The organism is Janthinobacterium sp. (assembly GCF_031995485.1).
In the GTDB taxonomy this organism is placed as follows: Bacteria; Pseudomonadota; Gammaproteobacteria; order Burkholderiales; family Burkholderiaceae_D; genus Janthinobacterium.
Genome location: NZ_DAMAGB010000003.1, coordinates 146517 through 158696 on the forward strand (window position 1 = coordinate 146517; position 12180 = coordinate 158696).

Below are 12180 nucleotides of genomic sequence, written 5' to 3' on the forward strand. Positions count from 1 at the left end.
CCCATGAATTACAGCGCGCCACTCTGGTTGCCTGGCGGCCATCTGCAGACCATCGTGCCGGCCCTGTGGATCGCCAAGCCGGCCGTAGCTTTCCGGCGCGAGCGCTGGCAGGCGCCCGATGGCGACTTTGTCGATGTCGACCTGGTTGACGGCCAGCCGGGCCAGCCTTTCGTGGTGCTGTTCCATGGCCTGGAAGGCTCGTCGAACAGCCATTACGCACGCGCCCTGATGGCGCAACTGGCGGCACGGGGCTGGTCCGGCGCCGTGCCGCATTTTCGCGGCTGCTCGGGCGAGGCGAATCTCGCGCCCCGCTTCTATCATTCGGGCGACGCCGAGGAAGTGGACTGGGTGCTGCGCCGCCTGCATGCGCGCGCCACCGGCAAATTTTATGCGGCCGGCGTCTCGCTGGGCGGCAACGCCCTGCTGTGCTGGCTGGGCCAGTTGCAGCACGCGGCGGACTTTGTCGATGCGGCTTGCGCCGTGTCGGCTCCGCTGGACCTGGCGCAAGGCGGCAAGGCGCTGTCCTCGGGCGCCAATCGCCTGTACACGCGCATGTTTTTGCAAACATTGAAACCGAAATGCCTGGCCAAGCTGGACCAATTTCCCGGCCTGTTCGAGCGCGAGGCGATGCTGGCCGCGCGCGACCTGCATGCGTTCGACAATGCGGTCACCGCCCCGTTGCACGGCTACCGCGACGCCGACGATTACTGGCACCGCGCCAGCGCCAGGCATGTGTTGCATGACATCACCGTGCCGACCCTGGTGCTCAACGCCCTGAACGACCCGTTTTTGCCAGGGATACACCTGCCGCGCAGCGCCTCGCCCGCTGTCACGCTGGACTACCCGCGCCATGGCGGCCATGTCGGCTTTGCCAGCCACCACCTTGAATGGCTGCCCCGGCGCCTGCTGCACTTCTTCGAACACGGCAGCGCGGCGACACCGCCCGCGCAAAGCTGTCAGGATGACGCCATCGACCACCCCAAGGAAGCGGCGCTACATGGATGACCTCGTTAAACAGGCGATGGCCAAATGGCCGAACGTGCCCCACTGCTATGGCTGGCTGGCGCTGGACGCGCGCGGCAACTGGCGCATGCGCGACGAGCGCGCCCAGCATCTGGATCTGCCTGGCGACAAGCTGGCGCACGCCGCCCTGATCGGCTTTATCAACCGCAACTACGACCATGACGAGCGCGGCTGCTGGTTTTTCCAGAACGGCCCGCAGCGCGTCTACCTGAACCTGGAAGCGACGCCGTTTATTGCCCGCAGCGATCCGCAGCACGGCTACCTGCTGCAGACGGGCGCGGCGCTGGAGATAATCGAGTCGGCATTTTTATGCGAGAACGGCGCATTGATCCTGCAGCAGGGCGAGATCGTGGCACAGGTCGACGACCGCGATATGGCGCAGGCAATGACGCAACTGCGCCTGGACGGCAACGCCCTCGGCGACGAAGCCCTGCTGGCCTGGCTGGACAGTGGCGCCGGCGACCTGAGCTTGCAGCAAGGCGGCCTGGCGATCCCGGTGCAACGCCTGGCCTACGCCGAGGTGCCGCGGCATTTCGGTTTCCAGAGAGTACCGCAGCCAGCCTGACTACGATTTCTCCGCCTTGAGCTGCTCGCGGCGTTTTTCCTGCAGCTCGCGTTCGCGCGCATCGATTACGGCGTGATCGTAAAAGGTGGCGTCGGTCGACTTGCGCGCAATCGTCAGCTGGTCCAGCGCGGCCATGGTGGCGCCCTGCAGCACATACGATTCGGCCAGCGCGATATGCTGCAAGGTCATCTTGCCCTGCGATGAATAGGCCTTGGCCAGCAGGTCGTACAGCTCCGGCTCTTCCTTGTACAGCTGCACCTGGTCGCGCAGATAGACGGCGGCCTGGTCCAGCTTCTTGTCGGCAATCAGCGCTTCCGCATACTGATAGGCGATGCCGCGCGACAGCGGAAACTGGTGGCGCGCCGCCTCGGCCGCCTTCACGGCCTGCGGCGCCACTTCCGGTTTTTGCTCCGGCATTAGCAGCACTTCCAGCGCCATCGCCGCCAGCAGCGAGTTGGGCGCTTGCGTGCCGCTTGACGTCAACACGTTCGGGCCGGCCGGCTTGTGCAGGGCCGTGTTGGCCGCATCGAGTTCGGCCTGCGCCTCGGCAGTCTTGCCCTGCTTGATGGCGACAAACGCCAGCCCATAGTGGGCGGCCGTCACCTGGAAACGGCTTTGCTGTTCCAGCTGGGTCTTGAAGGTCGCCTTCGCGTTCAGCAAGCCCTGCATGCTTTCATCCTGCAGCACGCGGGCGCGGGCGCGCGCCAGGTGGAAGTTCAGGCTGTCCGGCCGCTGTTTATAGGGCTGCTCGCGGATGCGCGCCTGGATGTCGGCGATGCGGTCGGTGGTCAAGGGGTGGGTCTGCAGATAGGCCGGCATCAGATCGCTGTACGAGCGGCTGGCAGCCTGCATGCGGCCAAAGAAATTGACCATGCCGGTGGTGTCGAATCCGGCTTCGCCCATGATCTGGAAACCGATGCGGTCCGCTTCGCGCTCGGCGTCGCGGCCAAAATTGAGCTGGCGCTGGATCGCCAGGCCCTGGCCGGCGGCAAACACGCCCATCGCCACGTCACCGCCCGCGCGCGACGCCAGCGCCGCCAGCAGGATCGCGGCCAGCGGCATCAGCGCGTCCTGGCGCTGCTGGCCCAGCATGCGCGCGATATGGCGCTGCGCCACATGGCCGATCTCGTGCGACAGCACGGACGCCAGCTCGGCCTCCGTCTGCGCTGCCAGCAGCAGCGCCGAATGCACGCCGATAAAGCCGCCCGGCAAGGCAAACGCGTTCAGCTGCGGATCGCGCACGGCAAAGAAGAAATAATCGTAGCTGGTTTCGCCGCGCACGCTGGGCCGCGCCGCCACCAGCGCATTGCCGAAGGTGTTCAGGTATTCCAGCAGCGGCGCATCGTCGAGATAATCGCGGTCGCCGCGGATGCTGCGGATGATCTCCTCGCCGATCTTGCGCTCCATCGCTGGCGACAGGTCTTCGCGCGACGTGTCGCCCAGGTTGGGCAGATTCGGCACCGGCGCCACCGGCAGCGGCGTCCACTTGCTCTCGGGCTTGGCCGGCGGCGTGGCGGCGGCGCCAAACACGCCAGGCTTCGGCTCTTGCGCCAGCGTCCATGGAACGGCCAGCAGCAGCGCGGCCAGCACACTGGCCCGTAACGGAATCATGGGGGAAAGAAGTTTGGATTTCACGGCTGCTATCATAACCTGTAAGCGGCGCCGTTTTCCACGCGCCTGGCGCACTCTATAATGGAGCCAAGAATAACGCCAGAAATCGACCCGACACCATGAGCACACCAGAGCAGGACACCCTCGCCGCAGGACTCACCCACTTCGACGCCACCGGCCAGGCCCATATGGTCGATGTGGGAAACAAGGAGGACACGCGCCGCAGCGCCGTGGCGGCCGGCACCATCCGCATGCAGCCGGCCACGTTGGCGATTATTATCCAAGGCAATGCCAAAAAGGGCGACGTGCTGGGCATCGCCCGCATCGCCGCCATCATGGGCGCCAAACGCACCAGCGACCTGATCCCCCTGTGCCACCCGTTGGCCATCACGCGCGTGACGGTCGACTTCGAGGTCGACGAAGCGGCCAGCAGCGTCCACTGCCGCGCGCAGGTCGATACCACCGGCAAGACCGGCGTGGAAATGGAAGCGCTGACCTCGGTGCAGATCGGTTTGCTGACCATCTACGACATGTGCAAGGCGGTCGACCGCGGCATGGTGATGACCAATGTACGGGTGCTGGAAAAGCATGGCGGGAAGTCAGGCGACTGGACCGCTGCGCTGTAATGGCAAACGGGCGCCGCGCAGGTCATTGAGCAGCCACGCACCACACCCCAGGCACAGCACGATAATCGCCATCGACAGCGGCAAATGAAACTGTTCCATCCCCGCCAGCGCAAAGCCGGCGTGGATCAGGAAGGTAGCCACGCCCAGCGCGCCGCAGATGCCGGCGTACAGGCGCGCACGCGGCAAGGCCAGCAGGACCTGCCGGTAGCCGGCCAGCACCACCGCGATCGCCATCAGGTTAAACACCAGGAAGCCCTGCACGCCGCCGGGCAGGTAGAACATTTCCCATTCGCGCCAGTAGGCGGCGTCGATCTGGTGCAGGATCAGGCATAACATGGTCCAGAAGTAGCTGCGCGCCATGGTGTCTTTCAGGATGAACAAGGTTGGCTGGATTGTAAAACAGATGGGCCGTCCATCGGCATTTTTTGATCCACATGCTTTTTCGACCAGAGTCATGCATACTGCGTTTTGGCCATCCCCTGAGAAAGAACGCGCATGACAGGCAAGGAAACACCTATGGAAACCAAGCTCGAACAGTTCGAATTCGACGCGATGAATCTGCAGGTGGGTGGGCGCATCCAGTTCATCACGCATCGCACCATCAAGCCGGTGCGGCATTTTTCCACCTTGATCGGCTATATCCGCGACGAGTACCTGATCGTCAAGACGCCACAGGAAAACGGCAAGCCGGTCGGGCTCGACGAGGGCGACAAGCTGACCATCCGCGTGTTTTCCGGCGTCAGCGTGTGTTCGTTTGCATGCAGCGTGCTGCGCGTGTTCGGTCGCCCCTTGCACTATGTGCACCTGAGTTTCCCCGACGCCATCTCCGGCACCAGCCTGCGCGGGGCGATGCGGGTCAAGGTGGAGCTGCTGGCGCAACTGATGTGCCGCGACCAGCCCGAAGTGCCCGTGTGTATCGTCAACCTCAGCGTCACGGGTGCGCTGATCGAGTCGCCCGGCGTGCTCACGCCCGACGACAGCGGCGTCACCCTGGTGTTTACCCTGCTGGCGCCGCCGCACCAGCAGCCGCTGCGCATTGCCACGCGGGCGCGCATCCAGAATGTCAGCACGGGCAAATCCACTTCCGCCATCGTTGGCGGCGAAGACGATGTCTACACCTATGGCCTGCAGTTCATCGACCTGGAATCGGCGCACTATACGCTGCTGCAGAACCTGATCTATGAAGCCCTGATTTCCGACCGCCAGAAAATCGTCTAGCGCCACGCACCTGTCACAAAGACGCCGCCGCCTGCGGAATATTACTGCGCAGAATCGCTTCGCGCGCCGCCACATTGGTAATGGTGGTCGAGTTGAACCAGGTCAGGCTGCTGCTGCCGGTGCGCAAGGCCATGGTGATGGTCTGCCCACCGAGACCGGTGCCCAGGTCATTGGCCAGGGTCAGCGTGATATCGCCATTGGCGACGGTGGCGCCGGCCACTTCGCGCGTGGCGCTAAAGGCGGGAATGGTGCTCGGCGCCGCTTCGCTGGAGGTGCTGCAGGCGGCCGCTTCGCCGCCGTTTTCCTGCACGCACAAGGCCACCGCCGTTTTCAGCGGGGCGGCGGCAGCCAGCACATTGCTGATCCTGGCCCGCATCGTGTAATCGCTGTATTGCGGAATCGCCACGGCCGCCAGGATGCCGGCGATGGCCACCACGATCATCAGTTCTATCAGGGTAAATCCGGACTGCGTGCGCATGGTTTCCTCCTGTTGTGCGACATGATCACGACGACAGGGGTGCAAACGCCATGCCAGAACGGCGCACGGGCAGCGGCAGGCAGCAAGGCAACAAACGCGACGCATTGTGTCCGCTTGCGACCACGGCGGTCGCTGCGCGACAAGAATGGACGTGGCCGCCAGACAATAAAAAAAGGAGCCGAAGCTCCTTTTTTGTACTGCATCAAGCGCGCTGTATTACAGCATGGCTTTCAGCAGACGCGCCATTTCCGACGGGTTTTTGGTGACGGTGATGCCGCACGCTTCCATGATTTCCAGCTTGGCTTGTGCCGTGTCGGCGCCGCCCGAGATCAGCGCGCCGGCGTGGCCCATGCGCTTGCCTGGAGGAGCGGTGACGCCAGCGATAAAGCCGACCACCGGTTTTTTCATGTTGTCCTTGATCCAATAAGCAGCATTGGCTTCGTCAGGACCGCCGATTTCGCCGATCATGATGACTGCGTCGGTATCCGGATCATCATTGAACATCTTCATGATGTCGATGTGTTTCAGACCGTTGATCGGGTCGCCGCCGATGCCGACTGCCGACGATTGGCCCAGGCCCAGTGCGGTCAGCTGACCGACTGCTTCATAGGTCAGGGTACCCGAACGCGAGACCACGCCGATGCGGCCTTTTTTATGGATGTGGCCTGGCATGATGCCGATCTTGATTTCGTCTGGCGTGATCAGGCCTGGGCAGTTAGGGCCCAGCAGCAGGGTTTTGCTGCCCGACTTGGCCATGCGGTCTTTCAGCGCCATCATGTCGCGCACTGGAATGCCTTCGGTGATGCAAATGGCCAGATCCATTTCAGCTTCGACAGCTTCCCAGATCGCCGCTGCCGCGCCTGCTGGCGGAACGTAGATCACGGACACATTGGCGCCGGTTTCTTTTTTCGCTTCGGTAACGTTAGCGAAAATAGGAATGCCTTCGAAGTCTTCGCCGGCTTTCTTTGGGTTCACGCCTGCCACGAAGGCAGCTTTGCCGTTCGCGTAGTCGCGGCAACCGCGGGTGTGGAACTGGCCGGTCTTGCCGGTGATCCCTTGGGTAACGACTTTGGTATCTTTATTGATCAGAATGGACATGTTGATTCCTTAATTAAGCTTGACCGGCAGCAGCGGCAACGACGCTCTTGGCTGCATCTTCCATGGTGTCGGCTGCGATGATAGGCAGACCGGAATCGGCCAGCATCTTTTTGCCCAGGTCTTCGTTGGTGCCCTTCATGCGCACCACCAGCGGGACGTTCAGCGACACGGCTTTCACCGCGGCGATCACGCCTTCGGCGATCACGTCGCAACGCATGATGCCGCCGAAAATGTTGACCAGGATGGCTTTCAGGCCTGGATTTTTCAACATGATCTTGAACGCTTCGGTCACTTTTTCTGCCGTGGCGCCGCCGCCGACGTCCAGGAAGTTGGCTGGCTCGCCGCCGAACAGTTTGATGGTGTCCATGGTGGCCATGGCCAGGCCGGCACCGTTCACCAGGCAGCCGATATTGCCGTCGAGCGAAATGTAGGCCAGGTCGAATTTCGACGCTTCGATTTCAGCTGGATCTTCTTCGTCCAGATCGCGCAGGGCGGTGATCTCTGGATGACGGAACAGGGCGTTCGGGTCGAAGTTGAACTTGGCGTCCAGGGCGATGACTTTGCCGCTGCCGGTGACGATCAGCGGGTTGATCTCGGCCAGCGAGCAGTCGGTTTCCCAGTAGGCTTTGTACAGGCCTTGCAGGTTGACGCGCGCGTCGGCGATGGAACCGGCAGGCACGCCGATTTTGGTCGCGATGTCGTCTGCCTGGGCATCGGTCAGGCCAACGCTCGGCTCGATCGTGACGTGGTGGATCTTCTCAGGGTGGCTCTCGGCCACTTCTTCGATGTCCATGCCGCCTTCGGAGGATGCCATCAGGACGATTTTCTGGGTCACGCGGTCGGTGACCAGCGACACGTACAGTTCCTGTTTGATGTCGGCGCCTTCTTCCACCAGCAGGCGGTTGACTTTCTGGCCTTCGGCGCTGGTCTGGTGCGTGATCAGCTGCATGCCCATGATCTGGTCAGCGTATTCCTTGACCTGTTCGATCGATTTTGCCACTTTCACGCCGCCGCCCTTGCCGCGGCCACCTGCGTGGATCTGCGCCTTGACGACCCACACCGGGCCGCCCAGCGTTTCCGCAGCCTTGACGGCCTCGTCGACGGACATGCACGCGATACCGCGTGGTACCGTCACTCCGAATTGCCGGAGGATTTCTTTGGCTTGATACTCATGGATTTTCATGCTGGCTTCCCTTCTGATACTGATTTGTAAAAATACGGTTAGTGGTGCAAAAAAAACAGGAAAAACAGCGCCGGGATCACGCTTTGGCTACCCAGCGCGGGTAATACTGTGCAACTGCCCCGCCATCGGTGCGCAGGGCGTGGCATTTGTCGAGTTGGAACGGCTTTTCATGCGGCAAATCAGCATTCGCACCGTCACGGGTCGACCAGACATCGCCGGCAAATGCCTGAACCGTCGCAGTCGGCAAGACTTGCGCCAGTTCGGTCAAATGGGTACAGCCGGCGATTCCCGCCAGGCGCTGTTTCAAGTCGCGGCGGAAATTCTTCAACAGGTTCAGACCGATCAGCGCCTGGTAAGCGGGGCTGATGGTATCGCAAAAGCCGGGATAGGGAACGGCATCGGAGGCAGCTTCGGCCTCGACAATGGTCAGCTCGCGATCAACGGTAATGCGCAAATGGAGGTCATGCAGGGGAGCGCCGGCGGGACGCGGGCCGGAGGCCAGGGTCGCATCGAACGATTTGATGTCGGTGATGCGGGCGTCAATATCCCACAGGCCGTCGTCGCGTACATACGCTTGGACGTCGATAACGCGGGTGTGCCGTAAGGCGCGCCGGGATACGGGAGTTGACAGGGGCATAGACCGATGCCGCTTGCGCGGCGTAATTTAGTAAGCAGCCATGTGCATAAAGCACGCCGTTCGCAGCTTCTACGAACAGCAACCGCACCTGCGGCGCCGCAAAAACCCTAAAAGTGTAGCACATTGCGCGCTGGTTGCGCCGCAACATAATTTTTCAGTGCTTAGTTAAAAACATTTCAAATTATAAATATAAAACCATGACTTTCATAAAGTCATACACTTTGTGAATGATCGTTATCATGAGAGCCACGGTTCCTGCCGCCACCTCGCCGACTTGTCGGACAGCGATCAGTCAGCTATGCCCAGCGCCTGCAGGATCGGCAACACAGTATGGCGGAAGCTTTCCGCATGCACGGCCAGTTCGGCCAGGTTGTCTTCCTCGGTCGTCAATACCGTGCCGTTGCGGACCACGGTTTGCTGCAGTGCGCGGAAAGCCTGCCAGGCGAACCCCGCCCACGCATCCGGGGTCGGGTGTCCTTCCAGCCTGGCCAGCAGGAACAACTGTTGCAAATGCAACACACCGATGCCGCCGCCGGTCACCGGACTGGCCAGCGCGGCCAGGTCGTTACGCCCCAGCGCCTTGTCCAGCAGGTGCCGGTTCAGCCTGGCTGTCGCCGGCCGCGCCAGCGCGATCGCGGCGTCATCCTGCACCGGTGAAATGCAGGATTTGTGCGCCAGCACCAGCAGCATCTGCAGCAAATTGCCCAGTTCGGCCACATCGGCAGGCAAACGCTGTTGCAGCTCGCCTATCGTATGGGGCTGATAATCAGCCAGCACGTCCAGCAGCGGACCATAGATGGCCTGGTCCATGTCTGCCTCGCCCAAGGCGCCCACCACCTTCATGGTGATATGCTCGATCGGCGCCACCAGCAGGACGCGCACGGCGCGCAGTGCGCCAGCCTGCTCATGGGCGGTCAGCTTGCGGGCGCCCTTGACCCAGTAATCCTGGCGGAACTGGCGGTTGACGATAAAGTCGGCAGTGTTCTCGCGGAACGTGGGATCGGGAATCTGCGCCAGGAACGCCAGGTGTTCGGGTGTCAGATTGAGCGGCGCCACATGATCGGGATAGGCGGCCGAGCCGGCAAACTCGAGCTTGGCGGCAGCGAGCACCGGCTTGATGGCCGAAAACGACACCGGCTGCCAGTAATGATTGAAGTATTCGTGCGACAGGTAATTCGGATCCTGCTCGCCGATCTGCTGCAGGCGCACGGCAATGGTGGGATTGGCCTGCAGGTAGCGCGGCTTGGTTTCCATCATGCGATTGATGAAGGACAAGGCGCTGCCCACGCGCGTCAGCGAATCCTGCCCCGGCGCGCTCATGACGCGGCTATGCTGTTCCATCAGGTCGCGGATCGGCGCCATCGCCGCCCAGCCTGCCTGCGTGTTGTAGCTGATATACACCACGCCGCCCGGCTTGAGCTTGCGCGCCAGGAAGTCGGCGATATGCGCCTGGTTTTCCGGCGAGATCCAGCTCCAGATACCGTGCAGGGCGATGAAATCGAAGTCAGGCAGGTCGCTGCGGGCGCAAAAATCCTGGAACGATTGTTCCGACAGCATCGCGCCATTGCCGGAGGCCTCGGCCAGTTCCTGCGCAAAGGCAGTCTGGGCCGGATTGAAATCCGTGCCATGCCAGCGTACGCCTGATGCGGCGGCATGGATATTGACGGTCATGCCCTGGCCAAACCCGAGTTCACATGCGGTGCCGACTCTGGGCGGCTGTATCCCCCAGCTCAGCAGCAGCAACTGCGTGCGCAAGGGGTTCAACTCCGTGTAATAGCCGTAGGTGTATGCGGTTTCGGCGGTGTAGCCGGCATGCCAGTTGCTCATCAGGTATCCGTATCCCATGTCAGAAGTGCCGGTGCGCACCATGCGCCACCGTGTATGGGCAGAATAACTGATCCTTGCATGCAAGTTAACAATTATTCCCCGTCCTCCGGCTCCAGGCCCTTGATGGCCACTTGCACCGCGCGCTGCGAGAAGCCGCGCTGCATCAAAAAACGCATCTGCTTGCTGCGCTGTTCGGCGTCCGTTGCCACGGTGCCGAACTTGCGGCGCCAGACTTCGCAGGCACGCTCGGTTTCGCCTTCGGCCAGGCCGGCCTTCAGTTCCTGCAGCGCCTCGCCGGCGATACCGTGGCTTTGCAGCTCGGCCATGATGCGGCTGTTGCCGAAACGGGCCGAGCGGCGATGGATCAGCGACTCGGAAAAGCGTTCCTGCGACAGCCAGTTGGCCTGCTCCAGGCTGTCGAGCAAGGCTTCGACGTCGTCGCCCTCCTCCGCATGGCGCTGCAGCTTGCGCCGCAATTCCATGCGGCTGTGCTCGCGCATCGACAGAAAGCGCAGCGCCCTGCCCTTCAGGCTTAATTGCACTTTGGCCATATACCCACCTTGTTTCTGATTGAACTGTGACTGCGATCCAAACACAATCGCCGCCCGGCGCATTGGCGCGAGGCGGCGATTGTGGTACTGCGTCTTGCGCGTATGGTGCGTAGGTCGGATTAGGCCCTTCGGGCCGTAATCCGGCAACATTGTCAGCGCCGGTGGTGATGTCGGATTACGCGCGAAGCGCCAATCCGACCTGCTCCGCCCTACTCTGGCTTGGCTTCGGCTGCCTTGGCAGCCTTGTCGGCCTTTTCAGGCTTCTCGGCAGCCAGCGGCGGCAACTCGCGCACGCCCAGCGACGCGCGTACCTTGTTTTCGATTTCACGGGCCAGCGCCGGGCGCTCTTGCAGGAAGGCGCGGGCGTTGTCCTTGCCCTGGCCGATGCGTTCGCCGTTATAGCTGTACCACGAACCCGATTTCTCGACGATCTTCGCGTCCGAACCCAGGTCCAGGATCTCGCCTTCGCGCGAAGTGCCAGCACCGTACAGGATGTCGAAGTGCGCTTCCTTGAACGGTGGCGCAATCTTGTTCTTGACGACCTTGACCTTGGTTTCGTTACCGATCACTTCGTCGCCGGACTTGATCGAACCGGTGCGGCGGATATCGAGGCGCACGGAGGCGTAGAATTTCAGCGCATTGCCGCCGGTGGTGGTTTCCGGACTGCCGAACATCACGCCGATCTTCATGCGGATCTGGTTGATGAAGATGACCAGGGTATTGGTGCGGTTGATCGAACCGGTCAGCTTGCGCAGCGCCTGCGACATCAGGCGGGCCTGCAGGCCTGGCAGCGAATCGCCCATGTCGCCTTCGATCTCGGCGCGTGGCGTCAGCGCCGCCACCGAGTCGATCACCACCAGGTCGACGCTGCCCGAACGGACCAGCGCATCGCAGATTTCCAGCGCCTGCTCGCCCGTATCCGGTTGCGAGATCAGCAGTTCGTGCAGGTTCACGCCCAGCTTCTGTGCATAGCCGACGTCCAGCGCGTGCTCGGCATCGATAAAGGCGCAGGTGCCGCCCAGTTTTTGCATCTCGGCGATGGTTTGCAGGGTCAGCGTGGTTTTACCCGACGATTCCGGACCGTAGATCTCCACCACGCGGCCGCGCGGCAAGCCGCCCACGCCCAGCGCGATATCGAGGCCGAGCGAACCGGTCGACACGACTTGCACTTCTTCGATCGGTGCGCTGGCATCCATGCGCATGACCGAACCTTTGCCAAACTGCTTCTCGATCTGCGCCAGCGCGGCGGCGAGCGCCTTGGCTTTTTCCGATGCGGGTACTACAGCTTTTTTATCGTCCATTTTGTTCTTTCAGCCCGAACTGGCGCGTGGGGGGGTTAAATTCATCACAGACACTACTGTAT

General features: G+C 62.2%; 13 protein-coding genes. 4 read left to right on the forward strand and 9 right to left on the reverse strand.

The genetic code is table 11. The annotated features are described in order from the left end of the window. Positions 1 to 3: 3 nt before the first annotated feature. Positions 4 to 1005 (forward strand): alpha/beta fold hydrolase, encoded by a 1002-nt coding sequence (locus RTQ46_RS03680; protein WP_312434674.1) that lies wholly within the window; start codon positions 4 to 6, stop codon positions 1003 to 1005. Then, positions 998 to 1588, forward strand: a complete 591-nt coding sequence (locus RTQ46_RS03685) for a DUF2946 family protein (protein WP_312434676.1) — start codon at positions 998 to 1000, stop codon at positions 1586 to 1588. Before RTQ46_RS03680 ends, RTQ46_RS03685 begins: the two co-directional genes overlap by 8 nt. Here RTQ46_RS03685 and RTQ46_RS03690 read toward each other — a convergent pair whose 3' ends face one another. Next, positions 1589 to 3199, reverse strand: a complete 1611-nt coding sequence (locus RTQ46_RS03690) for a M48 family metalloprotease (protein ID WP_312434779.1) — start codon at positions 3197 to 3199, stop codon at positions 1589 to 1591. Positions 3200 to 3318: 119 nt separating this feature from the next. Between RTQ46_RS03690 and moaC the strand changes: the two genes are divergently transcribed. Then, a complete protein-coding gene (gene moaC, locus RTQ46_RS03695) occupies positions 3319 to 3825 on the forward strand; it encodes a cyclic pyranopterin monophosphate synthase MoaC (protein ID WP_312434678.1) in 507 nt (168 codons plus the stop codon). On the opposite strand, the gene RTQ46_RS03700 is transcribed toward moaC, so the two are convergent. After that, entirely contained in the window at positions 3799 to 4206 is a 408-nt protein-coding gene (locus RTQ46_RS03700) for a DUF6713 family protein (protein WP_312434679.1), read from the reverse strand. The two genes, moaC and RTQ46_RS03700, sit on opposite strands and share 27 nt — an antisense overlap. A 135-nt stretch (positions 4207 to 4341) precedes the next feature. Here RTQ46_RS03700 and RTQ46_RS03705 point away from each other — a divergent pair, with 135 nt between their 5' ends. After that, positions 4342 to 5043, forward strand: coding sequence for a flagellar brake protein (locus tag RTQ46_RS03705; protein WP_312434681.1), 702 nt, complete (start codon positions 4342 to 4344; stop codon positions 5041 to 5043). 13 nt (positions 5044 to 5056) lie between these two features. Here RTQ46_RS03705 and RTQ46_RS03710 read toward each other — a convergent pair whose 3' ends face one another. From RTQ46_RS03710 to recA, 7 genes are all read right to left on the reverse strand, one after another. Beyond that, complete coding sequence (locus tag RTQ46_RS03710) at positions 5057 to 5521, reverse strand: pilin (protein ID WP_312434682.1); 465 nt, start codon at positions 5519 to 5521, stop codon at positions 5057 to 5059. Positions 5522 to 5737: 216 nt separating this feature from the next. Beyond that, the gene (gene sucD / locus RTQ46_RS03715; RefSeq protein ID WP_308924206.1) at positions 5738 to 6619 is read right to left on the reverse strand and encodes a succinate--CoA ligase subunit alpha; all 882 of its coding nucleotides are present in this window, start codon (positions 6617 to 6619) and stop codon (positions 5738 to 5740) included. A gap of 13 nt (positions 6620 to 6632) precedes the next feature. Further along, positions 6633 to 7802, reverse strand: coding sequence for an ADP-forming succinate--CoA ligase subunit beta (gene sucC, locus RTQ46_RS03720; RefSeq protein ID WP_312434684.1), 1170 nt, complete (start codon positions 7800 to 7802; stop codon positions 6633 to 6635). 76 nt (positions 7803 to 7878) lie between these two features. Next, positions 7879 to 8439 (reverse strand): DUF2889 domain-containing protein, encoded by a 561-nt coding sequence (locus RTQ46_RS03725; RefSeq protein ID WP_312434685.1) that lies wholly within the window; start codon positions 8437 to 8439, stop codon positions 7879 to 7881. 288 nt (positions 8440 to 8727) lie between these two features. Then, positions 8728 to 10266, reverse strand: a complete 1539-nt coding sequence (locus tag RTQ46_RS03730; RefSeq protein ID WP_312434686.1) for a class I SAM-dependent methyltransferase — start codon at positions 10264 to 10266, stop codon at positions 8728 to 8730. 92 nt (positions 10267 to 10358) lie between these two features. Next, positions 10359 to 10817 (reverse strand): recombination regulator RecX, encoded by a 459-nt coding sequence (gene recX / locus RTQ46_RS03735; RefSeq protein ID WP_312434687.1) that lies wholly within the window; start codon positions 10815 to 10817, stop codon positions 10359 to 10361. Between the two features lie 209 nt (positions 10818 to 11026). After that, positions 11027 to 12118 (reverse strand): recombinase RecA, encoded by a 1092-nt coding sequence (recA, locus tag RTQ46_RS03740; protein ID WP_312434688.1) that lies wholly within the window; start codon positions 12116 to 12118, stop codon positions 11027 to 11029. Positions 12119 to 12180 lie beyond the last annotated feature (62 nt).

Bases quoted from the DNA above. Each gene is read 5' to 3' on its own strand.
- RTQ46_RS03680 (WP_312434674.1), top strand. From the start codon at position 4: ATGAATTACAGCGCGCCACTCTGGTTGCCTGGCGGCCATCTGCAGACC.
- RTQ46_RS03685 (WP_312434676.1), top strand. From the start codon at position 998: ATGGATGACCTCGTTAAACAGGCGATGGCCAAATGGCCGAACGTGCCC.
- RTQ46_RS03690 (WP_312434779.1), bottom strand. From the start codon at position 3,199: ATGATTCCGTTACGGGCCAGTGTGCTGGCCGCGCTGCTGCTGGCCGTT.
- moaC (WP_312434678.1), top strand. From the start codon at position 3,319: ATGAGCACACCAGAGCAGGACACCCTCGCCGCAGGACTCACCCACTTC.
- RTQ46_RS03705 (WP_312434681.1), top strand. From the start codon at position 4,342: ATGGAAACCAAGCTCGAACAGTTCGAATTCGACGCGATGAATCTGCAG.
- RTQ46_RS03710 (WP_312434682.1), bottom strand. From the start codon at position 5,521: ATGCGCACGCAGTCCGGATTTACCCTGATAGAACTGATGATCGTGGTG.
- sucD (WP_308924206.1), bottom strand. From the start codon at position 6,619: ATGTCCATTCTGATCAATAAAGATACCAAAGTCGTTACCCAAGGGATC.
- sucC (WP_312434684.1), bottom strand. From the start codon at position 7,802: ATGAAAATCCATGAGTATCAAGCCAAAGAAATCCTCCGGCAATTCGGA.
- RTQ46_RS03725 (WP_312434685.1), bottom strand. From the start codon at position 8,439: ATGCCCCTGTCAACTCCCGTATCCCGGCGCGCCTTACGGCACACCCGC.
- RTQ46_RS03730 (WP_312434686.1), bottom strand. From the start codon at position 10,266: ATGAGCAACTGGCATGCCGGCTACACCGCCGAAACCGCATACACCTAC.
- recX (WP_312434687.1), bottom strand. From the start codon at position 10,817: ATGGCCAAAGTGCAATTAAGCCTGAAGGGCAGGGCGCTGCGCTTTCTG.
- recA (WP_312434688.1), bottom strand. From the start codon at position 12,118: ATGGACGATAAAAAAGCTGTAGTACCCGCATCGGAAAAAGCCAAGGCG.